General features: G+C 73.4%; 22 protein-coding genes. 8 read left to right on the forward strand and 14 right to left on the reverse strand.

Translation table 11 applies throughout. From position 1 onward, the window contains the following. Positions 1-97: 97 nt before the first annotated feature. The 3 genes from GA0070214_RS18185 to GA0070214_RS18195 all read right to left on the reverse strand — a co-directional run bounded on the left by GA0070214_RS18185 (position 98) and on the right by GA0070214_RS18195 (position 3232). On the reverse strand, positions 98-1018 hold the full coding sequence (locus GA0070214_RS18185) for a hydroxymethylglutaryl-CoA lyase (RefSeq protein ID WP_091264764.1): 921 nt from the start codon (positions 1016-1018) through the stop codon (positions 98-100). Positions 1019-1174: 156 nt separating this feature from the next. Further along, entirely contained in the window at positions 1175-2512 is a 1338-nt protein-coding gene (locus GA0070214_RS18190; protein WP_091264769.1) for an acetyl-CoA carboxylase biotin carboxylase subunit, read from the reverse strand. 96 nt (positions 2513-2608) lie between these two features. Then, a complete protein-coding gene (locus GA0070214_RS18195) occupies positions 2609-3232 on the reverse strand; it encodes a TetR/AcrR family transcriptional regulator (RefSeq protein ID WP_091264773.1) in 624 nt (207 codons plus the stop codon). A 113-nt stretch (positions 3233-3345) separates the two neighbouring features. Here GA0070214_RS18195 and GA0070214_RS18200 point away from each other — a divergent pair, with 113 nt between their 5' ends. Further along, entirely contained in the window at positions 3346-4539 is a 1194-nt protein-coding gene (locus tag GA0070214_RS18200; protein WP_091264776.1) for an MFS transporter, read from the forward strand. Between the two features lie 79 nt (positions 4540-4618). On the opposite strand, the gene GA0070214_RS18205 is transcribed toward GA0070214_RS18200, so the two are convergent. Beyond that, positions 4619-5773 carry an FAD-dependent monooxygenase gene (locus tag GA0070214_RS18205; protein ID WP_091264780.1) on the reverse strand — a complete coding sequence of 385 codons (1155 nt, stop codon included), beginning with the start codon at positions 5771-5773 and terminating at the stop codon, positions 4619-4621. A 103-nt stretch (positions 5774-5876) separates the two neighbouring features. Here GA0070214_RS18205 and GA0070214_RS18210 point away from each other — a divergent pair, with 103 nt between their 5' ends. Beyond that, positions 5877-6446: a TetR/AcrR family transcriptional regulator gene (locus GA0070214_RS18210; protein WP_208602816.1), complete on the forward strand. Its 570-nt coding sequence runs from the start codon at positions 5877-5879 to the stop codon at positions 6444-6446. On the opposite strand, the gene GA0070214_RS18215 is transcribed toward GA0070214_RS18210, so the two are convergent. The 3 genes from GA0070214_RS18215 to GA0070214_RS18225 form a co-directional block, all read right to left on the reverse strand. Continuing rightward, positions 6443-7345, reverse strand: a complete 903-nt coding sequence (locus GA0070214_RS18215; RefSeq protein ID WP_091265550.1) for a sulfurtransferase — start codon at positions 7343-7345, stop codon at positions 6443-6445. The genes GA0070214_RS18210 and GA0070214_RS18215 overlap by 4 nt on opposite strands. A gap of 66 nt (positions 7346-7411) precedes the next feature. Further along, on the reverse strand, positions 7412-7858 hold the full coding sequence (locus GA0070214_RS18220; RefSeq protein ID WP_091264788.1) for a hypothetical protein: 447 nt from the start codon (positions 7856-7858) through the stop codon (positions 7412-7414). Between the two features lie 2 nt (positions 7859-7860). Then, positions 7861-8631, reverse strand: a complete 771-nt coding sequence (locus GA0070214_RS18225; protein WP_091264791.1) for an SGNH/GDSL hydrolase family protein — start codon at positions 8629-8631, stop codon at positions 7861-7863. A 238-nt stretch (positions 8632-8869) separates the two neighbouring features. Between GA0070214_RS18225 and GA0070214_RS32830 the strand changes: the two genes are divergently transcribed. Next, on the forward strand, positions 8870-10468 hold the full coding sequence (locus tag GA0070214_RS32830) for a hypothetical protein (protein WP_139141871.1): 1599 nt from the start codon (positions 8870-8872) through the stop codon (positions 10466-10468). A gap of 22 nt (positions 10469-10490) precedes the next feature. Continuing rightward, entirely contained in the window at positions 10491-12152 is a 1662-nt protein-coding gene (locus GA0070214_RS18235) for an outer membrane protein assembly factor BamB family protein (RefSeq protein WP_091264798.1), read from the forward strand. A gap of 41 nt (positions 12153-12193) precedes the next feature. On the opposite strand, the gene GA0070214_RS18240 is transcribed toward GA0070214_RS18235, so the two are convergent. From GA0070214_RS18240 to GA0070214_RS18250, 3 genes are all read right to left on the reverse strand, one after another. After that, the gene (locus GA0070214_RS18240; protein ID WP_091264802.1) at positions 12194-13399 is read right to left on the reverse strand and encodes a TolB-like translocation protein; all 1206 of its coding nucleotides are present in this window, start codon (positions 13397-13399) and stop codon (positions 12194-12196) included. Then, positions 13396-13926 (reverse strand): SigE family RNA polymerase sigma factor, encoded by a 531-nt coding sequence (locus GA0070214_RS18245; protein WP_091264807.1) that lies wholly within the window; start codon positions 13924-13926, stop codon positions 13396-13398. The genes GA0070214_RS18240 and GA0070214_RS18245 overlap by 4 nt, the downstream gene beginning before the upstream one ends. Positions 13927-14068: 142 nt before the next feature. Then, positions 14069-14443, reverse strand: a complete 375-nt coding sequence (locus GA0070214_RS18250) for a VOC family protein (RefSeq protein WP_091264810.1) — start codon at positions 14441-14443, stop codon at positions 14069-14071. A gap of 68 nt (positions 14444-14511) precedes the next feature. Here GA0070214_RS18250 and GA0070214_RS18255 point away from each other — a divergent pair, with 68 nt between their 5' ends. From GA0070214_RS18255 to GA0070214_RS18270, 4 genes are all read left to right on the forward strand, one after another. Then, on the forward strand, positions 14512-16281 hold the full coding sequence (locus tag GA0070214_RS18255; RefSeq protein ID WP_091264813.1) for a proline--tRNA ligase: 1770 nt from the start codon (positions 14512-14514) through the stop codon (positions 16279-16281). Positions 16282-16336: 55 nt separating this feature from the next. After that, entirely contained in the window at positions 16337-16756 is a 420-nt protein-coding gene (locus GA0070214_RS18260; protein ID WP_091264816.1) for a CBS domain-containing protein, read from the forward strand. Between the two features lie 69 nt (positions 16757-16825). Further along, positions 16826-17251: a SufE family protein gene (locus tag GA0070214_RS18265; protein ID WP_091264820.1), complete on the forward strand. Its 426-nt coding sequence runs from the start codon at positions 16826-16828 to the stop codon at positions 17249-17251. Between the two features lie 20 nt (positions 17252-17271). Next, positions 17272-17904, forward strand: a complete 633-nt coding sequence (locus tag GA0070214_RS18270; protein WP_091265552.1) for a DsbA family oxidoreductase — start codon at positions 17272-17274, stop codon at positions 17902-17904. Between the two features lie 50 nt (positions 17905-17954). Here the strand turns inward: GA0070214_RS18270 and GA0070214_RS18275 are convergent, their stop codons facing one another. The 4 genes from GA0070214_RS18275 to GA0070214_RS18290 all read right to left on the reverse strand — a co-directional run bounded on the left by GA0070214_RS18275 (position 17955) and on the right by GA0070214_RS18290 (position 20500). Beyond that, positions 17955-18983 (reverse strand): hypothetical protein, encoded by a 1029-nt coding sequence (locus tag GA0070214_RS18275; RefSeq protein WP_091264823.1) that lies wholly within the window; start codon positions 18981-18983, stop codon positions 17955-17957. Beyond that, positions 18980-19477, reverse strand: a complete 498-nt coding sequence (locus GA0070214_RS18280) for a SigE family RNA polymerase sigma factor (RefSeq protein ID WP_091264825.1) — start codon at positions 19475-19477, stop codon at positions 18980-18982. Before GA0070214_RS18280 ends, GA0070214_RS18275 begins: the two co-directional genes overlap by 4 nt. 199 nt (positions 19478-19676) lie before the next feature. After that, on the reverse strand, positions 19677-20225 hold the full coding sequence (locus tag GA0070214_RS18285; RefSeq protein WP_091264830.1) for a YbaK/EbsC family protein: 549 nt from the start codon (positions 20223-20225) through the stop codon (positions 19677-19679). An 80-nt stretch (positions 20226-20305) separates the two neighbouring features. Further along, positions 20306-20500 (reverse strand): hypothetical protein, encoded by a 195-nt coding sequence (locus GA0070214_RS18290; RefSeq protein ID WP_091264835.1) that lies wholly within the window; start codon positions 20498-20500, stop codon positions 20306-20308. Between the last annotated feature and the right edge of the window lie 54 nt (positions 20501-20554).

Here is a 20554-nt window from a genome sequence, read left to right on the forward strand (position 1 = left end):
AAGAAGTTTGCGTCGGAATCGAGCCCGATCCTGACGCAAACTTCTTGATCAACTTGGCGGGACGGCGGCGGGAGCGGGGGTCAGGAGGGGATCGGGGTCAGGAGGGGATCGGGGTCAGGCGGGTACGGGGGCCGGCGCGGAGGACGCCGGACGGGAGCTTCTTGCCGACCAGGTGCTCGGCCAGCTCGGCGGCCTCGATGAGGGCGGCCAGGTCGATGCCGGTGTCGATGCCCATGTCGTGCAGCATGTGCACGGCCTCCTCGGTGGCCAGGTTGCCGCTGGCGCCCGGGGCGTACGGGCAGCCGCCGAGGCCGCCGACGCTGGCGTCGAACTCGGTGATGCCCAGTTCCATGGCGGTGAGCATGTTGGCCAGCGCGGTGCCCCGGGTGTTGTGGAAGTGCAGCAGCACCGGCACCTGGGCGTTGCGGTCGCGGACCGCGGTGACGAGTTCGCGGACCCGCCGGGGCGTACCCATGCCGGTGGTGTCACCGAAGGCCACCCGGTCGGCGCCGTCCCGGACGACCCGGTCGACGATGCCGGCCACCCGCTTCGGGTCGACATCCCCCTCGTACGGGCAGCCGAAGCTGGTCGCCACGATCACCTCGGCGGTCGCGCCCGCGCTGTGCAGCAGGTCGATCAGCTCGGCGATGTCGTCGAGCGACTCCTCGGTGGACCGGTTGACGTTGCGCCGGTTGTGCGTGTCGCTGGCCGAGACCACCACCTCGATCTCGGTGAAGCCGGCGGCGAGGGCGCGCTGCGCGCCGCGGGTGTTCGGCACGAGCGCGGAGTAGTGCACCCCGTCGGCCTTCGCGGCCCGCTGCCACACCTCGTCGGCGTCGGCCATCTGCGGGATCGCCTTCGGATGGACGAAGGAGACGGCCTCGATTCGCCGCACGCCGGTGCCGGAGAGCGCGTCGAGCAGCCGCACCTTGGCGTCGGTGGGGATCGGCTCCTCGTTCTGGAGCCCGTCCCGCGGCCCGACCTCCCGGATGGAGACGAAGTCCGGCAGTTCCGCCATAAGGGGTCACCTCACTGTGACGGTGTTACGTGATGGGTACGTCCAGCATCCCACCCGGGCCGCCCCCGCCGGCGATCATGAAGTTAGCAGCGACAAAGCGGACGGATTTCGCCGCTAACTTCATGCAACGGGGACGGGCGGGTCGGCGCAGGACGGTCAGCGCATGCGGGAGACGATGCCGGTGTCGTAGTCGCCCGACAGGAACTCCGGGTTCTCCAGCAGCTCGGCGAAGAAGGGGAGGTTGTTCTTCGGGCCGGCGATCTCGAACTGGGCCACCGCCGCCTTCGCCCGCTGCACCGCCTCGTCCCGGGTGGCGCCGCTGACGATCAGCTTGGCCATCAGGCTGTCGTAGAACGGGGTGACCGTGTTGCCGGCGACGTAGCCGGAGTCGACCCGTACGCCCTCGCCGGCCGGCTCGTTCCAGGTGCTGATCGCGCCCGGACCGGGCAGGAACCGCTTCGGGTCCTCGGCGTTGATGCGCAGCTCGATGGCGTGCCCGCGCGGCGCGAGCGCGTCCGGGTCGAAGGTCGGAGCCAGGCCGGCCGCCACCCGCAGCTGCTCCTCGACCAGGTCGACGCCGTAGACGTACTCGGTCACCGGGTGCTCGACCTGGAGCCGCGTGTTCATCTCCAGGAAGAAGAACTCGTTCGTGGCCGGGTCGAGCAGGCACTCCACGGTGCCGGCGTTGCGGTAGTCGACCGCCTCGCCCGCCCGCACGGCCGCCGCCAGGAACCGCGCCCGCAGCTCCGGCGAGACCGCCGGGGACGGGGACTCCTCGACCAGCTTCTGGTTGCGCCGCTGCACCGAGCACTCGCGCTCGCCGAGCGCCACCACCCGCCCGTCGGCCAGGCCGAGGATCTGCACCTCGACGTGGCGTACCCGGGGGAAGTACCGCTCGATCAGCACCGAGCCGTCGCCGAACATCCGCTCGGCGAACGAGCGGACCTTGTCGTACTCGGTGCGCAGCGCGGCCTCGTCGGTCGCCACTCCCATGCCCATGCCGCCGCCACCGGCTGCGGCCTTGACCATCACCGGGTAGCCGATCTCGGCGGCGGCCGTGACCGCCGCGTCCAGGTCGGCCGCCGGGTCGGTGGTGCCGGGCGCGACCGGCACCCCGGCCGCCGCCATGATGTTCCGGGCGTTGATCTTGTCGCCCATCGCGGCGATCGCGTCCGCGCCGGGCCCGACCCAGATCAGGCCGCTGGCCTCGACGGTACGGGCGAAGTCCGCGTTCTCCGACAGGAAGCCGTAGCCGGGGTGGATGGCCTGGGCGCCGGTGTCCCTCGCTGCGGCCAGGATCGCCTCGACGTTGCGGTAGCTGAGCGCGGGACTGGCGGGGCCGACGCAGACCGCCTCGTCGGCCTCGGTGACGAAGGGCAGCCCGGCGTCGGCCTCCGAGTGCACCGCGATCGCACGGATCCCGAGCCTCTTCGCGGTGCGGATGATCCGGCGCGCGATCTCGCCACGGTTGGCCACCAACAGCGATTCGAACAAGGAAGGGTCCCTTCTTGACGCCTCTTGCATAGCAGGGGCCCCTTCATAACACGCGGAGGGCGCGCGTGCTTAACGGACGTTAAGGAGCGCCGGGCGTCAGGCCGGGTCCGTGGGCGCGAGGAGCGCGGCCAGCGTCGCGCCCCGCAGCAGCTCGGCGCGGCGGCGGCGGTCCACCTCGCCACCGAGGAACGGGGTGGAGTTCATGAGGCCGAAGGCGGCGTGCGCGAGGACCCGCGCCTCGCCGTCCGGCAGCCCCGGGTGCAGCGCGGTCAGCACAGTCACCCACTCCTCGACGTACATCCGCTGGAGCCGGCGGATCCGGCGGCGCGGCTCGTCCGGGAGGCGGTCCAGCTCGTGCAGGTGCAGGGCGATCACGGCCGGGTTGGCCAGCGCGAAGTCGACGTGGAAGTCGATCAGCGACTCCAGCGTGCCGCGTGGGTCGTCGGGGTGGTTGGCCGCCCGTTCCCGGCCACCGGCGAGCAGCCCCTCGCTGACCGGGATCAGCGCGGCGACCAGCATGGCCTCCTTGCCGGCGAAGTGGTGGTAGAGGGCCGGGCCGGTGACACCGGCGGCGGCGCCGATGTCGTCCATCGACACCCCGTGGTAGCCGCGCGCCGCGAAGAGCCCGACCGCGATCTCCAGGATCTCGTCACGCCGGGACCGGCGCCGACCCGCACCCGCGCCGTTCGCCGCGCCCCGCGCCTGCTGTTCCACCGCCACCGGGCCAGCCTAGTCCGCGCGTCCACGCCGGTGGAGCCTCGGTTACCCGTCGGTCGCCTCACACCCTGCCCCGCTTGACCCTCGACCGGGTTCAGGCCGGAGGGTCCGTCGGCATGACCGCTTCCGTGCTCGGCCGTGACTACCGGCTGCTCTGGTCCGCCGCCGTCTCGTCCCGGTTCGGCGACGCGCTGCGTACGCCGGCCCTGGCCCTGCTGGCCGCCGCGCTCACCCGCGACCCCCGGGCGATCGCCGCGGTGACCGTTGCCGGGCAGCTCCCGCCGCTGGTGTTCGGGCTGCTCGGCGGCGCGTACGCCGACCGGTGGGACCGCCGCCGCACGATGGCGGCGGTGGACGGGGCGCGGGCCGTGGTGGTGGCCGCGCTCGCCGGGCTGGTCGCCACCGGCCGGGCCGGGATCGCCGCGCTGGCCGCCGCCGCGTTCCTGCTGGCCACCCTGGGCACGCTGTTCGACGCGTCCGCCTTCGCGCTGCTGCCGTCGCTGGTGTCGCCGGCCGCCCTGGCCACGGCCAACGGCCGGCTCCAGGCCGGTACGGCGGTGGCCGGTGGCCTGCTCGGCACCCCGCTGGCCGGCCTCCTCTTCGCCCTGGCCGCCTCGCTCCCGTTCGCCGTGGACGCGCTCACCTTCGCCCTGGCAGCCGCACTCGTCCTCGCCCTCCGCCCGTTGCCGGCCGCCCCGCCCCGGCCGGCGGGGCCGGGGGTGTGGCGGGAGGCGTGGGCCGGGGTGCGGTGGGTGCGCAGGGACCGGGTGCTGTGGGGGATCGCGCTCGCCTCGGCGGGGTCGAACCTGGCGATCAGCGGGCTGATGGCGGTCCTGGTGCTCTACGCGCTCGGGGCGCTGCGGGTGCCGCCGCAGGGCTACGGGCTGTTCGCGGCGGGAGTGGTGGTCGGTGGGCTGCTCGGGGCACTGGTGGCCGGGCGGCTGGCCACCCGGTTCGGCACGCTGCCCGCGCTGCGCGCGGTGCTGCTCGGGCAGACCGTGGCGCTGGCCGGGTTCGCCCTGGCCCGCGGCCCGCTGACCGGGGGTGTGGCGCTGGCCGCGTTCGCCGCCGGCACCACGATCTGGAACAGCCTCTGGTCGGCGTACGGGCAGCGGCACGTCCCGGCGGAACTGCTCGGGCGGGTCGGCGCGGCGCAGCGCGTGGTCGGCCTGGCGGCCGCACCGCTCGGCGCGGCGCTGGCCGGGTTCGCCGGCGAGGCGTACGGGGTGGGCCTCGTCGTCGCCGCGGCGGCAGGCGTGTTCGCCCTGGTCACCGCCGCTGCCTGGGGAACGCTGCGCCGCACGGGATGACCGTCGGCGGCCGGCCGGTTCGAAGCCGGCCAGCCGTAGCCGGACGCGCGCGGGACCACGGCACAGCGCGGGATCACGGTCAACCGACGGCCGGTTCGAAGCCCGCCAGTCGCACGGCGAGCCGCTGCCGGACCGGGGGCAGCGCGGAGGCGGCCCGGAGCAGCAGGTCGCGCAGCGGCCGGCCGGCCGACGGGACGGCGGTGAGCCGGGTCAGCCCGGCGGCGAAGCCGAGCACCTCCTCGGCGAGCGGCCGGCGGGCGGCCGCGTACCCGTCGAGGAGCGTGTCGGGACCCCCGGCGAGCACCGCGGCGAGGGTGTCGCCGAGGGCGACCGCGTCGCGGAGGCCGAGGTTCATCCCCTGCCCGCCCGCCGGGCTGTGCACGTGCGCCGCGTCCCCGGCGAGCAGCACCGGGCCGGACCGGTAGGTGCTCGCGATCCGGTGGTGGATGCGGAACCGGGAACTCCAGCTCACCTCGGTGACCCGGTCCGGCCGCCGGGCCGGCCCCCGCTCGTCGAGCAGGGCCTGGAAGTGCCGCGCCCCTGGCTCGCGCGGCGCGTCGGCCACCGCGGCGACCAGCCGGACCATGCCGTCGGGCAGCGGCGCCCAGACGAGCGGACCCTGCCGGGCCAGGAACAGGTTGACCTGGTCGCGGGGCAGCGCGCTGTCCACCCGGACGTCCGCGAGCAGAAACGACTCACCGGGGTCGGCCGGGCCGCCGAACTCGATGCCGGCCAGCTCGCGGACCGGGCTGCGCATGCCGTCGGCGCCGACCACCCAGCGGGCCCGGACCGTCCCGCCGCCCGCGAACGTCGCGGTGGCGCCGGCGCCGTCGAGGTCGAGGCCGGTCAGCTCGTACGGCCGGAGCACCCGCCCGCCCAGCGCGGTGAGCCGGTCGGCCAGCACCGCCTCGGTCTCGGCCTGGGAGACCAGCAGCGCGTACGGGTAGCGGGACGGCAACCGGTCGAAGGGGACGGTGAGCAGCACCCGGTCGCGATCCCGGACGGTGAACCGGGTCGACGGCAGCCCGCGGGCGGCCAGCGGGGCGGCGACGCCGATCCGGTCCAGCACCTCCAGGGTGCCGGCGTGCACCACGGCCGCCCGCGAGGTGACCGGCGGAGTGGCGAGCCGGTCCACCACGGTCGTGGTCACCCCGTGCCCGGCCAGGGTGGCGGCGACGGCCAGGCCGGTCGGCCCGGCCCCCACCACGAGGACGTCGGTGCGATCGGGAAGCATGGCCCACCTCCAGGTATGCCAACAACTGTTTGCCAACAGATGTTGACAACGGTAGGCGCGTGGCGGTTTCGATGTCAACGCTTGTTGGCCTACAGTTGTGGGCATGACTGAGACGGCACCCCGTGCCCGCCGCTCGGACGCCACGCGGGCGGCCATCCTGCGCGCCGCCCGGGAGCGCTTCGCCGCCGACGGCTACGAGCGGGCCACCATCCGCGCCATCGCCGCCGACGCGCGGATCGACCCGTCGATGGTGATGCGCTACTACGGCAGCAAGGAGGGGCTGTTCGCCGCGGCGGCCGAGTTCGATCTGCGCCTGCCCGACCTGGCCGCGGTGCCGCCGGACCGGCTCGGCGAGACGCTTGTGCGCCACTTCCTCGCCCGGTGGGAGGGGGACGAGACCCTCGCGGCCCTGCTCCGGGCGGCCAGCACCAACCCGGGCGCGGCCGAGCGGATGCGCCTGCTCTTCGCCGACCAGCTCGCGGCGGCCGTGGCCGGCTTTGGCACCGACCCGGCGACCACCGCCCGCCGGGCCGGCCTCGTGGCCAGTCAGACCCTCGGCCTGGCCTTCACCCGCTATATCGTCCGGCTGCCGCCGGTGGTGGAGATGGCGCCGGAGGATCTGGTCGAGTGGGTCGCCCCGACCCTCCAGCGCTATCTGACCGGCCGGCCCTAGCCGGTGAAGCTGCCCGGCTCCTCGCCCTGGACGACGGGAGCCCGGACCAGGTTGCCCCACTCGGTCCACGAGCCGTCGTAGTTGCGGACCCGCGGGAACCCGAGCAGGTGGTGCAGCACGAACCAGGTGTGGCTGGACCGCTCGCCGATCCGGCAGTAGGCCACCACGTCGTCGGACGGGCTCAGCCCGAGCTGGTCGACGTAGATCGCCCGCAGCTCGTCCACCGGCTTGAAGGTGCCGTCGTCGTTGGCGGCGGCCTTCCACGGCTTGCTCACCGCGCCCGGGATGTGCCCGCCGCGCAGCGCGCCCTCCTGCGGGTAGGCCGCCATGTGCAGCATCTCGCCGGTGTACTCACCCGGCGACCGCACGTCGACCAGCGGCCGGCCGGCGGTCACGTGCGCCATCACCTCGTCGCGGAACGCCCGGATCGGGGTGTCGTTCCGCTCGGGCACCGGGTAGTCGGCGCGCGGCCGGTTGACCGTGTCCTTGGACATCTCGCGTCCCTCGGCGACCCACTTCATCCGGCCGCCGTCGAGCAGCCGGACGTCGGCGTGGCCGAAGAGCGCGAACACCCAGAGGGCGTAGGCCGCCCACCAGTTGAAGTTGTCGCCGTAGAAGACGACGGTGTCGCCGCGGCCGATGCCCTTGGCGGCGCACAGCTCGGCGAAGCTCTTCGCGTCGAGGTAGTCCCGGGTCACCTGGTCGTTCAGCTCGGTGTGCCAGTCGACCTTCACGGCCCCGGGGATGTGGCCGGTGTCGTAGAGGAGAACGTCCTCGTCGGACTCGACCACCACGAGGCCCTCGTCGCCCAGGTGCTCGGCCAGCCACTCCGTGGTGACCAGACGCTGGGGGTCGGAGTAGGACTGGAGGTGCGGATTCGGATCGTTCGGCACAGGCATGAGCCCCAAGTTACGCCGGATCACGGCGCCGCGACCGGCCATCCGGTGTGGCGGGGCGAACACCGGTCAGGCGCGGCGGTGCACCAGCCGCCCGGCGACCACCGTCGCCACGCAGGAGCCGTCGGCGGCGAACACCGCCAGGTCGGCCCGGCCGCCGACCACCAGCGCCGGCGGCCGGGCCGCGGCGAGCACCGCCACCTCGTTGCGCGCGGCGGCGGCCCGCAGCGCCGGGTCGGTGACGTGGTCGGCGAGCACCGCGGCGGCGCCCAGCCGGAACAGGGCGTGCACCCGCTCGCGCGGGCTCGGTGCGGGCGGCAACGGCCCGTCGTGCAGCAGCGCCGGCCCGAGCGTGCCGGCCCACCGCCGCACCCGCACCTCCGGGTACGCCCCGGTCAGCTCATCGACCGGCGCGACCGCCTCGACCCGGTCGCCGCTCACCAGCACGGCGTGATCCGGCCGGGGCTCGTCGTCGAGAGTGAACCGCAGCAGGGGCGCGACGTGCAGGGTCCGCACCGTCAGTCGAGGGTGATCGGCCCGAGCACCGGCCGCTTGGCGGAGACGAGGTCGCCGGAGGAGCGGCCGGTCAGCCGGCGCTTGATCCACGGGGCCAGGTGCTGGCCGGCCCAGCGCAGGTCGGCGGCCCGGGCGGCCAGCCACGGGGTGGGCGCCGGATGCGCCGGCACCATCAGCCACTCCTCGTCACAGGCCACGCCCAGCGCGGCGAGCACCTGCCCGGCCACCCGGCGGTGCCCGGCCGCCGACAGGTGCAGCCGGTCGGTGCTCCAGAGCAGCGGGTTGAGATAGGTGTCGTCGGCGTAGAGGTCGACCAGGATGGCGCCGTGCCGCTCGGCGACCTCGCCGACGACGCGGTTGAGCAGGGTCACCCGGGGCGCCACCAGCCGCTGCCCGGGCAGCCGGGCCATCACGTCGGCGAACCGGAACAGCACCACGTCGGCGCCGCCGGCACGCAGCTCACCGATCACCGCGTCGAAGCGCGGGACGAAGGCGTCCGGATCGAAGGTACGGCGCAGCACGTCGTTGCCGCCGGCCGCGAAGCTGATGAGGTCGGGCTTCATGGCCAGTGCGGCCGGCACCTGCTCCGCCACGATGTTCGGGAACAGGCGGCCCCGGATGGCCAGGTTGGCGTAACCGAAGTCGGGGCCGGCCTCGGCGGCGAGCCGGGTGGCGACCAGGTCGGCCCAGCCCCGGTAGGTGCCGTCCGGATACGCGTCGTCCATGCCCTCGGTGAAGCTGTCGCCCACCGCCACGAAGCTGCGCCAGCGCACTGCGCCTCCCTCTGGACTGACCCGGCAGAGCTGCGTCGGCCAGTCTCGCACCGACCGGGCTCCCGCCGCCCGACCCCCGCGCCGGACGTGGCGGAGGTCATCGGGACAAATGTCCCGCTTGGTGGATCCGGGGCAGAATCCGTCCGGCCGACCGGGAATGATGTTGCCCGTCATCCGGTCCGGGGTTGGGCGGCGCCCGCCGCCGCGGCTGGTCAACGACGGCGCGAACGAGGACCGCATGACCCAGGGACACCCGGCCGCCTTCCCGGCCGACGGTCAGCCGCACCCGCCGGGCCAGACGTACCCGGCCGCAGCACCGGGTCTCCCCGCCCCACCCGGCTACGGGCCGCCCGGGGCGTTCCCGAACGGGCCGGGACAGCCGGGGGCTCACCCGGGTCTACCGGGGCAGCCGGGTGCGTATCCGGGTGGGCCGGGGCAGCCGGGCTTCGGGGCGTACCCGCCGGCGCCTCCGCCGCCGAAGTCCCGGCGGGGCCTCTGGATCGGGCTCGGCGTCGGGGCGCTGGTGCTGACCCTCTGCGCCGGCACGGCGATCGGCGTGGGCGTCGGGTTGAGCGAGCGCGGCGAGGACGCGGCCCCGAAGGCCGCCGCCGCGGCGAACGGGGTGACCGTCAGCCAGCAGGATCTGGACGAGCTGCTGGCCCGGCACAGCAAGGCGCTCGCCGACAAGGACCTGAACGGCTACCTGGCCCCCTTCGACCCGGCCCGCAAGGACCTGGTCGCCGGCCAGACCCGACTCTTCGCCAACCTGGGCAGGCTGCCGTTGGCCGTCGGGCAGTACCGGACCGTCGCCCAGCAGGGTCGGACCACCGACAGCTTCGGCCGCGGGGTCAGCTTCCAGCTCGACGTCTCCTTCGTGCACCAGTTCGAGGGGTACGACCTCACGCCGGTCGCCGAGTGGTACCGCTGGACCGTCGTCCGCGAGAGCCAGGGCGCACCGCTGAAGGTCACCGCGGTCACCGGGGCACCCGCCGCGCTGGGCAACTCGAAGACCGTCTACTACCCCGCCCCCTGGGACAAGTGGCGCGAGATCCACGTCGAGCGCACCCCGCACACCCTGGTCATCACGGACGCCACACTGGCCGCCGAGGCGAAGCGCTACGCGCCGGTCGCCGAGGCGGCGGTGGCCGACGACTTCGCTGCCTGGAAGGCCGGCGGGGTGACCGCGGACATCCCGAAGGGCTTCGTGATCAGCCTGGTCAAGGGAAAGCAGGACCTGGGCTCGCTCTACCGGATCAACAAGGAGAAGACCACCGAGGCCGGCGTCTCGATCGGCATGGTCTCCGCCGACCGGAAGCAGGACATCGACATCGGCGGCACCCGGATCGTGATCGACGTGGCCGACCGGTCGTTCTTCACCGCCGGCAACACCCGGGGGCCGCGGGAGATCTTCCGGCACGAGGTGGGCCACTCACTGGTTGCCAGCCTTGAGGACGCCGACAAGCAGGACTTCTTCGACGGCATCGAGAACTGGGTCGTGGAGGGCTTCGCCGAGTACCTCGCCCACCGGGGCGAGCCGCTGCGGTCCAGCGGGCGCACGGCACAGGCCCGCTCGCTCGTCCGCGCCGGCGACTGGGACGGCACGCTGCCGAGCAACGGCGACTGGGACTCCCCGGGGCGGGTCAGCTTCCACTACTGGCTCGGGCACGCGGCGATGAACCACCTGGCGGAGAAGTACGGCGAGCAGAAGCTGTTCCAGTTCGTGACCGCCCGCTACCAGGGCGCGACCGCCGACCAGGCCAGCCGGCAGGTGCTCGGCGTCCCGCTGGCCCAGTTCCAGACGAGCTGGGCGGCGTACGTGCGGGCGCAGGCGCGCTGAGCGGGAACCCGAGGAGCGAACGATGACGAACCCCCAGTCCCCCTGGCAGCCACCGCACCCGCCGGCGGCCGGCCCGCCGCAGCTGCCACCGCAGCCCGGGGCGCAGGTGCCGGTGGGAGGAGCGCCGCAGGCCGCGCAGCCGGGCTGGCCGCAGCCGGCGCAGGTCCCGCCGACGCAGGGTGCGCACCCGGGTTGGCCGTCGGCCCCGCAGGCCGCGCACCCGCAGGCGGGCCACCCGGCGTATCCCGTGGCTGGTCAGCCTGTGTCTCCGCAGGCCGGTCAGCCCGCGTACCCGCAGGCCGGTCCGCCGGCGTACCCGCCGCAGGGTTGGCCGAATGCGGCGCCGACCCCGCCGGCGGCGCCCAGGCGGCGCGGACGTCTCGCGTTGCTGCTGGCCGGCGGCCTGGTGGCCGTGCTGGCCGTCGGCGCCGGCACCGCCTACGGCGTCTCCCGGCTGATCGGCGGAAGCTCCGCCGGCGACGGCGACCTGAAGACCGCCTGGGTGCTGGACTTCCCCGAGCGGCAGAACATGACCGGGCTCACCGCGTTCGACCAGGAGGACATGTTCGGCGCCTGGCTGGTCGGCGACAACGTGGTACGGGCGCAGGCGGACGGGGTGCTCGCCTACCGGCTCTCCGACGGCGGGCAGGCCTGGGGTGCCCCCGCGCCGGACGGGACCTCGGTCTGCGTCGCGGCCCAGGCGGTGACCGACGGGCGGGGTGCGGTCGCGGTCGGCTCCGACAAGTCCTGCAACACCGTCGCCGGGGTCGACCTGAACAGCGGCAAGGTGACCTGGCAGGCCAAGTTCCCCGCGCCGGTCGTCGAGGGGCGCGACATGCTGACCGCGCCGGACCTGTCGGTCGCCGGTCAGCAGGTGATCGTCCGCTCCGAGGACACCCTGATCGGGCTGTCGCTCGCCACCGGGAAACAGCTGTGGCGCACCACCGGCGAGAAGCAGCTGCCGGGGCGGGACTGCGGGTTCAGGGACATGCGGGCCGCCGACGACCTGGTGGTGGTCACGTACGGCTGCTCGCGCGGCGGCGAGGTCGATGCCCTCGACCCGGCCACCGGCAAGGTGCGCTGGCGGCAGCGGCTGCCCGAGTCGAAGCTCATCGACGGCGTGCTGAGCCTGCAGCCGCCGGTGGGCCTGCCGGGGCTCGGGCATGACGCGTACACGATCCGGGACCCGCGGACCGGCAAGGAGGTGGCCTCCTTCACCGACCCGATCGACGGCGTCGAGCTGTGGGACGTCCCGCCGAACCGGTCCAACGCGATCGACGGTCCGGCGATCTACGAGTGCCTCGTCACCGACGACACCCTCTACTTCCCGACCTTCCCCAAGCCGGTGCCGGGCACCGGGCGGTCGGCCAACCAGATCGCCGCGATCGACCTGGCCACCGGCAGGAAGCGCTGGATCTCCTCCGGCCACAGCAGCAGCAAGGTCCAGCTGATCCGCCAGGACGAGCAGGGCGTGCTCGCCTGGGAGAGCGGCGACCGGAAGAAGGCCCCGCCGCGCCTGGTCCGCATCGACCCGGCCACCGGCAAGGTCAGCGTTGTGGCGGAGGGGCCGCCCTCGGCCGGCTTCGAGGGCGAGTCGGCCAAGGTCATGGAACGGGACGGGGTCGTGGTGATCGTGCCCTGGAAGCACGTCGTGGCGGACCGGGCGATCACCGTACTGCGCTGAGGGAGGACGGCCCGGTGGGCCGCCCCTCCCGTCTCACCCGATCAGCCGATCGCAGCGATCAGTTGCGCGTCCCTGAGCGCCGCCGGTTCCGGCTGCTCGGCGACCTTCCGCCCCGTCGCGTCGACCAGCAGCAGCTGGACGCGACCGTCACCGTCCTCGACCCGGACCACCATCGAGCCGTCCGCCTGGAAGAACACCTGCTTGAGGTCACGACCGCCGAGCGGCAGGTCGACCACCTTGCCGGTCGCCGTCTCGAGTACCGCGTTGACCCGCAGGAGGCGGCCGACGTCACCGGCATCCATACCCTTCCTGATGCGGAAGAGAGCGATCCGGGTGGCGTCCGGTGCGAGGCTGGTGACCTGGTGGGACTGCCAGGCGCCGGCCGCGGACAGACCGGGCACGGCGCGCTGCTTCCTGCCGCTGGTGTCGTACAGGGCGACGCCGGCGTCCGTGTTCATCGCGATGGTCCGGCCGTCCGCCGACCAGATCGCGTGGCAGGCCTCCGGACGGCTGCTCCACCACTGCACGGTGTGCCGTTCGCTGAGGGTGTCGAGGACGCCGGCCCTGTCGTAGCCGCCGTTCGCCTGCATCGTCCCGAACAGCAGGTGCCGCGAGTCCGGCGACCAGGTGGGCGTGATGCAGTACTCGTCGACGTCGCTCGCCATCGACTTCTTGTTCGAGCCGTCGATGTCGGAGACGTAGAGCTTCCCGACGTCCTTTCCGTCGAAGCCCCGCTCCACCCAGGCGAGCCGCCGACCGTCCGGGGAGACGCTGGCGTTGCTCAGGGCCCAGATCTCCGGCAGCGCGGCCAGGCTGGTCGGCTGCCCGCCGCCGGGACGCCAGGACCGCAGCCGCACGGTCGGCGAATCGGAGACCTGCGCCGGGCCGTAGATGAGCCGGCCGAACGTCGGGCCACCCGCGGGCGTGCCGCTGTCCGTGCTCGGGCTGCCGCTCGGGGCCGTGGACGGCTCCCGGGAGGCCTGCGGGGTCGGGGTGACCTCGACCGGCGGCCAGGTGCTGGTGACGGACGGACCGGCCGGCGCGGGCGCGGGGCTGTCGCCGTTCGGCCGGATGGCGAACGCGGTCCCGGTCGCGGCGGCCAGCACCACCAGGGCGGCGGCCGAGGTGGCGACGGCCCGCTGGATGCCGAGCCGACGGGACGTACGCAGGGCCCGGTCCCGCAGGTCGACCGGGGTGACCTCCTCGGCCAGCTCGGCCAGGTCGAGGCGGAGTCGGTCCTGGTTCATCGGGCGCTTCCTTCCGTGACGTGGAGCTGGGCGAGTTCCGGGGCGACGGTGCGCAACTTGGCCAGGGCCTTGGAGGTCTGGCTCTTGACGGTGCCGACGGTGACGCCGAGCAGGTCGGCGGCCTCGGCCTCGGTGCGATCCTCGAAGAACCGCAGCACCAGCACGGCCCGCTGCTTGGCGGAGAGCTTCGCCAGCGCGGCCCGGAGGGTCAGCCGGAGCGTGGTCTGCTGGGCGTGGTCGGGAGCCGAGTCGCCTCCGCGGGGCTCGGGCAGGTCGCCCGGCATCGACTCGGGCACCCGGTGGCGCCGCCACCAGGAGACCTGCAGGTGATACATGATCTTGCGGGTGTAGGCCTCGGCGTTGCCGCTGTCGTGCAGCCGGCTCCACGAGCGGTGGGTCCGTGCCAGGGCGGACTGGACGAGGTCCTCGGCGAGGTGCTGGTCGCCGGTCAGCAGGTAGGCCGAGCGCAGCAGAGCGGGGGTACGGGTTCGCACGAACGAGTCGAACTCACTCAGGAGAGGGTCCACACGAGCCGATCCTTGGGGTCAGGTGGTGCGTCATCGTGACGCCTTCCCAGACGCCACCCTGCCGCGCCATGGTTGCCGCAGGGATCACCGATTCTGAACGTTCCCCTCCGGTACGGCCCCGGGCCACGAACCTCGACGCGGGTCAGAGGTACAGGCAGAACGGGTGGCCGGCCGGGTCGAGGTGCACCCGCACGTCGTCCTGGGGCTGGAAGTCCGCCACCGTGGCGCCCACCGACACCGCGTACGCCGACGCCGCGTCGAGGTCGTCGACCCTGATGTCGAGGTGCGCCATCATCTGCGGCTCGCCCGGGCCGGCCGGCCAGATCGGTCGCACGTACGCGGGCTCGGTCTGGAACGAGAGCCCTGCCCCGCCACCGGGCGCGACCAGGGTGACCCAGTCCGGCTCGTCCTCCCCGCGTGACCACCCGAGCAGTCGTTCGTAGAAACCGGCCAGTTCCCGCGCGTCGGGCGCGTCCAGCACGGTCGCCGTCATCGTCAGCCGAGGCCTCTCGTCCATCCCCCTCTCCTACCCACACGACGGCGAATACGATCGCCCGCCGGTGCCGCCCGCCGTACGCTGCCTCAATGCTGCTGCGCATGTCGACACTGCTGCTCCGGACCCTGCGCGAGGACCCGGCGGACGCGGAGGTGCCGAGCCACCGGCTGCTGCTCCGCGCCGGCTACATCCGCCGCGCCGCAGCGGGCGGCTACACCTGGCTGCCGCTGGGCAAGCTCGTGCTGGACCGGATCACCGAGGTCGTCCGGGCCGAGATGGCGGCGATCGGCGACCAGGAGGTGCACTTCCCGGCGCTCCTCCCGGCCGAGCCCTACCGGACCAGTGGGCGGTGGACGGAGTACGGCGACGACATCTTCACCCTGGAGGACCGGAAGGGTGCCGAGCACCTGCTCGCCCCGACCCACGAGGAGATGGCCGCGCTGCTGGTGAAGGATCTGTTCAGCTCGTACCGGGACTTTCCGGTGACGCTGTTCCAGATCCAGACCAAGTTCCGGGACGAGGCCCGGCCGCGGGCCGGCGTGCTGCGCGGGCGCGAGTTCCTCATGAAGGACGCCTACTCCTTCGACCTCGACGAGGCGGGTCTCCAGGCCGCCTACGACCGGCACCGCGACGCGTACCAGCGGATCTTCACCCGGCTCGGGCTGGACTTCACCGTGGTCCACGCGATGTCCGGGGCGATGGGCGGCTCGGCGTCGGAGGAGTTCCTGGCCGCCACGCCGGTCGGCGAGGACACCTACGTGGGCTGCACGACCTGCGACTACGCGGCCAACACCGAGGCCGTGGTGACGCGCGCGCCGGCGGCCGGCGACCCGCACGCGCACCCGGCCACGGAGGTGCACGACACCCCGGAGACGCCGACCATCGCGTCCCTGGTCGAGCTGGCCAACGCCCGCGCGCTGGCCGGACGGACCGACTGGACGGCCGCCGACACGTTGAAGAACGTGGTGCTGGCCGTGCGCCGGCCGGGCGCCGAGCGGGCGGAGCTGCTGGTGATCGGCCTGCCCGGGGACCGCGAGGTGGACCTGAAGCGGGTCGAGGCGGCGCTCGCCCCGGCCACCGTCGCGGTCTTCGACGACTGGTCGGCGCACCCGGAGCTGGTCCGGGGCTACATCGGGCCCCAGATCCTGGCCAAGCACGGCGTCCGCTACCTGGTCGACCCCCGGGTGGTCACCGGCACCACCTGGCTGACCGGGGCCAACGAGCCGGGCCGGCACGCCACCGACGTGGTGTGCGGGCGGGACTTCACGCCGGACGGCACCATCGAGGCCGCCGACGTTCGCCCGGGCGACCTCTGCCCGGCCTGCGGCGACGGCGAGCTGACCATGCGCCGGGGCATCGAGGTGGGGCACATCTTCCAGCTCGGCCGCCGGTACACCGACGCCTTCGCGGTCGACGTGCTCGGCCGGGAGGGCAAGCCCGTCCGGCCCACCATGGGCTGCTACGGCATCGGCGTCTCGCGGGCCGTCGCGTCGGTCGCCGAGCAGCACCACGACGACCGGGGACTGGTCTGGCCGGCCGAGGTCGCGCCGTGCGACGTACACCTGGTGGCGGCCGGCAAGGGGCCGCAGCTCGACGCCGCGCTGGAGCTCGGCGGGCGCCTCTCCGCCGCCGGCCTGCGGGTGCTGGTCGACGACCGCACCCACGTCTCGGCCGGGGTGAAGTTCACCGACGCCGAGCTGATCGGCATCCCGCGCGCCGTCGTGGTCGGCCGCCGGCTGACCGAGGGGTACGTCGAGCTGCGCGACCGGGCCTCCGGCGAGCGGATCGAGTTGCCGGTGGACGGCCTGGTCGAGCGCCTGCTCGACGAGGCGGGTGGGGCGCGCCGCGACGGGGTGTAGCGGACGCGCCACGGGGTACCGCACACGGATCGACCGAGGTGTTTCGGAGGCTCTCATGTACCGGGTCAGTGACGTGATGACCAAGCAGGTGGTCTACCTGCCCGCGGAGACTCCCCTGGACGAGGCGGCCAGGGTGATGAAGGAGTCGGACATCGGCGATGTGGTGGTCACCGACGGCGCCACCCTCGCCGGCATGCTGACCGACCGTGACATCGTGGTGCGCGCCGTGGCCGAGCGGGCCGACCCCTCGACCACCACGATCGGGGCGATCGTCACCCGCGAGGTGGTGATGATCGAGCAGCACTGCACGGCGAACGAGGCGGCCGCGCTGATGCGCGAACGCAACATCCGGCGGGTGCTGGTCTGCGACAACGACCGCAAGCTGGTCGGCATCGTCTCCCTCGGCGACCTGGCCATGCAGCTCGACCCGAACTCCGCGCTGAGCGACATCAGCGAGGCGGCCCCGAACGCGTGATCCGCCCGACCCGGTGCCCTACCGGCCGACCCCGGAGGGCGCCGGGTCACCGGCGGTAGCCTGGCGGTCATGTCCGAGATGCCGAGCAAGCTGGCCGAGATCGTCGACGAGTTCGCCGCCGCCCCCCGCGACGTGGTGCTGGAGATGCTGCTGGAGTTCTCCGACGTGATCCCGCCGCTGCCCGAGGGCGTGGACCGGGAGGACCTGGAGCAGGTCCCGGAGTGCCAGACCGCCTTCTTCCTGCGCGCCGAGGTCAACCCGGACAAGACGGTGACCACCATCTTCGACTGCCCGCCCGAGGCGCCGACCACCCGGGCGTTCGCCGGCATCCTCGCCGAAGGGCTGGCCGGGGCGAGCGCCGAGGACGTGCTGGCCGTTCCGGACGACCTCTACCAGCGGATGGGCCTCGCCCAGGCGATCAGCCCGCTGCGGATCCGCGGTGGCACCGCCATCCTGGCCCGGCTGAAGCGCCAGGTCCGGGAACAGATCTCCTGATCGACGGGTTGTCGCTGGTCATGGAGATCGAGATCTACGCCGACGTCGTCTGCCCCTGGTGCTGGATCGGCAAGCGCCGCCTGGAGCAGGCCCTGGAGCGGTACGACGGCGAGGTGACCGTCCGGTTCCGGCCGTTCCAGCTCGACCCGACGCCGGTGACCGAGCCGAAGCCGCTCATCGAGGCGCTGGGCGACAAGTTCGGCGGCCGGGACAAGGCCGAGGGCATGGCCGCCCACGTCACCCAGGTCGCCAAGGGCGCCGGGATCGACATGAACTTCGACCGCGCGGTGGCCGCGAACACCTTCGAAGCGCACCGGCTGGTCCGGTTCGCCACCGAGCGGGGCCGGGCCGCCGAGCTGGTCGAGCGGCTCTACCGGGCGCACTTCCAGGACGGCGTCGACGTCGGGTCCACCGACGCGCTGGTCAAGCTGGCCGCCGAGGTCGGGCTGGACGAGACCGAGGCCCGCGAGTATCTGGAGTCGAACCTCGGCCGCCGGGAGGTGGCCGCCGACCTGAGCGCCGCGCACCAGCTCGGCGTCTCCAGCGTGCCGACCTTCGTGCTCGCCGGGAAGTACGCCGTGACCGGCGCACAGGAGCCGGAGACCATGCTGGCCGCCCTCCACGAGGTGGCACAGCGCGAAGCATCCGCGTGATGTTTCACGTGGAACAAGATCGGGTCTGACGAAAGGTCCCGCCCCAACGCTCAGGCCGGCGATAAGACGACCTGCCAGGCCCCGGTGACGTATTCGGGCTCGACCTCGATGGTCACCGGGTCCCCGGGACGCAGGTCGAGGCCGAACTCACGCTTCCACCCGCTGCTCAGATCACCGAACCTGCCGACGGTGTTCACCTCGTAATCCCACCACTCGCCGGTCGTGATCTCCACGCCGTTGACGCGAACGTGGAGGAGCCCCGGGGTCTGGGCGAGCATCTCGACGGAGTCGGGCGTCTTCCAGGTCACGGTCCGCTTAGCCGGACGTTTCGGGTCGGACGGATCCGATCGGATGATGACGGCGTCCGGGCAGAGCGCCTCGGTGCAGCCGGCCATGAGCGTTCGGGGCAGCGGGGCGAGTGGTCCTGACGGCCGGGGTGGCAGCGGGTACTGGTCGAACGGGATCCGCACACCGATGGCGAGCCCGAAAGTGCCGCCGTCCGGGATCGCCGCCGGGACCATGTCCGTCCCGTCGTACCGCTTCGCCCCGGTGATCGTCATGACGAACGTGGCGGGCTTGCCGACCGCCATGTCGCGCCCCTCCCAGCTCATCTGCCGGCTGGCACCGCCACACCCGAGGCCGTAGAGGAAGTGGCCGTTGACGCTCACCCGCTCATCGGGCTTGACGTTGTCTCCGGTGCCGTCGCAGCGGGTGAAGATGACGAGATCGAGCGTGGTGGGCACGATGGTCAGTTCGATGCGGCGCGCCGGAAACGCGGCGGACTTCGCAGCCACGACACGCGTGCCCCTGGCGTACTCCGGAAACCCTTCGACCGTGCGGACCGGCGACGGACTGTCCGCCGGAGTGGGGGTGACGTTCGTGCGGAGCCCGGGCATGACGGCGGCCACGGCGATGCCGACCAGGGCGACCACAGCGCAGGTGGCCCAAGCCACGATCCGGCGCCGCCGCCGCGCCACCACCTTGGCCTGTACGCCCCGCAGCCGCAGGTGGTGCACGAGCTGGTCGGCCGGATCGCCGGAACGCTCGTCGAGTACCTCCTTGAGGTCGGTCAGGTTCATCCCAGCACCCCTTCCGGCGCCAGCGTCTCGTCGAGGCGGAGCTTGGCCACCGCCCGGCTGGCCTGGCTCTTGACCGTGCCGACCGAGCAGCCCAGGACCTCGGAGATCTCGGCCTCCGAGAGGTCCTCGAAATACCGCAACACGAGCACGGCGCGCTGCCGGCGGGGCAGTCGGCCCAGCGCCCGCCAGAGGCGGTCCCGGTCGTCGAGGCCGGCGTGCGGATCAGCCTCGGCGGTCGCCTCGGGAAGATCGGCTGTCGGCAGCTCGCCCCACCATCTCCGCCGCCACGACGAGGCGTACGCGTTGACGATGATCCGGCGCACGTACGGCTCGGGGTCACCGTCGATGCGCCGCCACGCCTCCCAGGCCCGGGCCAGCGCCGTCTGCAGCAGGTCCTCGGCCAACGCCCAATCCCGGGTGAGCAGGAACGCGGTACGCAGCAGCCGTGGTGAGCGGGTCACGACGAAGTCGTCGAAGCCCTCCGGTGTGATCACGTGCCCGCCCTCCCGCGCTGCCGGTCACGAGGTAGTACCGGCCGTGAGGCGAAAAGGTTGCACGACCACCGCCGCGCGGCTCAGCCGGGTCGGGCTGGGCGCAGTTCGAGGGCCCAACCGACCGGCGGCACCCATACGAACAAGCCCCGGGCGGCCATGGTTGGCGGGCCGACCCGGGTCTCGAGATGAGACTGACGGACTAGGCCGGGCGGGCCAGGTCCTCCACCACGGTTGCCCCGGGCAGTGCGCCGAGCGCCGGCCCGGGCAACGCGATCTTGCTGTGCCGGACGCCCGAGCCGATGATCACGTGCGGCGTGGCGATCACCCGCGAGTCGACCAGGATGGGCCAGCCCGCGGGGAGCCCGATCGGGGTGATCCCGCCGTACTCCATCCCGGTCAGCTCGACGGCGTCGTCCATCGGGGCGAAGCTCGCCTTGCGGGCGTCGAGCAGCCGGCGGACCACGCCGTTCACGTCGGCCCGGGTGGTGGCGAGCACGATGCAGGCCGCGTACCGGGTCTCGCCGCCCCGCTTGCCGGCGACCACCACGCAGTTGGCCGACTCCTCCAACCCCACCTCGTACGCCGCGCAGAACGCGGCCGTGTCGGCCAGCTCGGCGTCGATCGCGGCGACCAGCACCTCGTCCACGTCCACCGGAGCCTCGTCCGGCCACCGCTCGATCGCGGCGGCCACCGGCGGCGCCAGCAGGTCCAGTCGGGTACGGGCGGGCTCGGTCTTCAGCGTCCCCATCACGGATGCGATCCTCGCACCCGGCGGACGGCTCCGCTGACCGACGTGCCGCGCGGCCCGAATCCTGGACGCCCCGAGGGTCAGCTGCCGGTGAGGAAGGCGTTCTCGCGGGCGAACGTGCGGTCCTGGTGGGCCGCCAGCTCCTCGGCCCGCCGGGCCTGGACGCGGTGGGTCTCCACGTCCTCGATGCCGTGCCGGACCCCGAGCCGGATCACGCCGTAGAGGAAGACGAAGCCGAAGACGTAAAGAATCACGGTGGTGAGGAAGACCAGCATGCGGCCACGGTAGGGCGCCCCGGAACCGCAAGAGGTTTCATCTCCGGCCGGTTC

This window comes from Micromonospora chaiyaphumensis (assembly GCF_900091435.1).
GTDB lineage: Bacteria > Actinomycetota > Actinomycetes > Mycobacteriales > Micromonosporaceae > Micromonospora > Micromonospora chaiyaphumensis.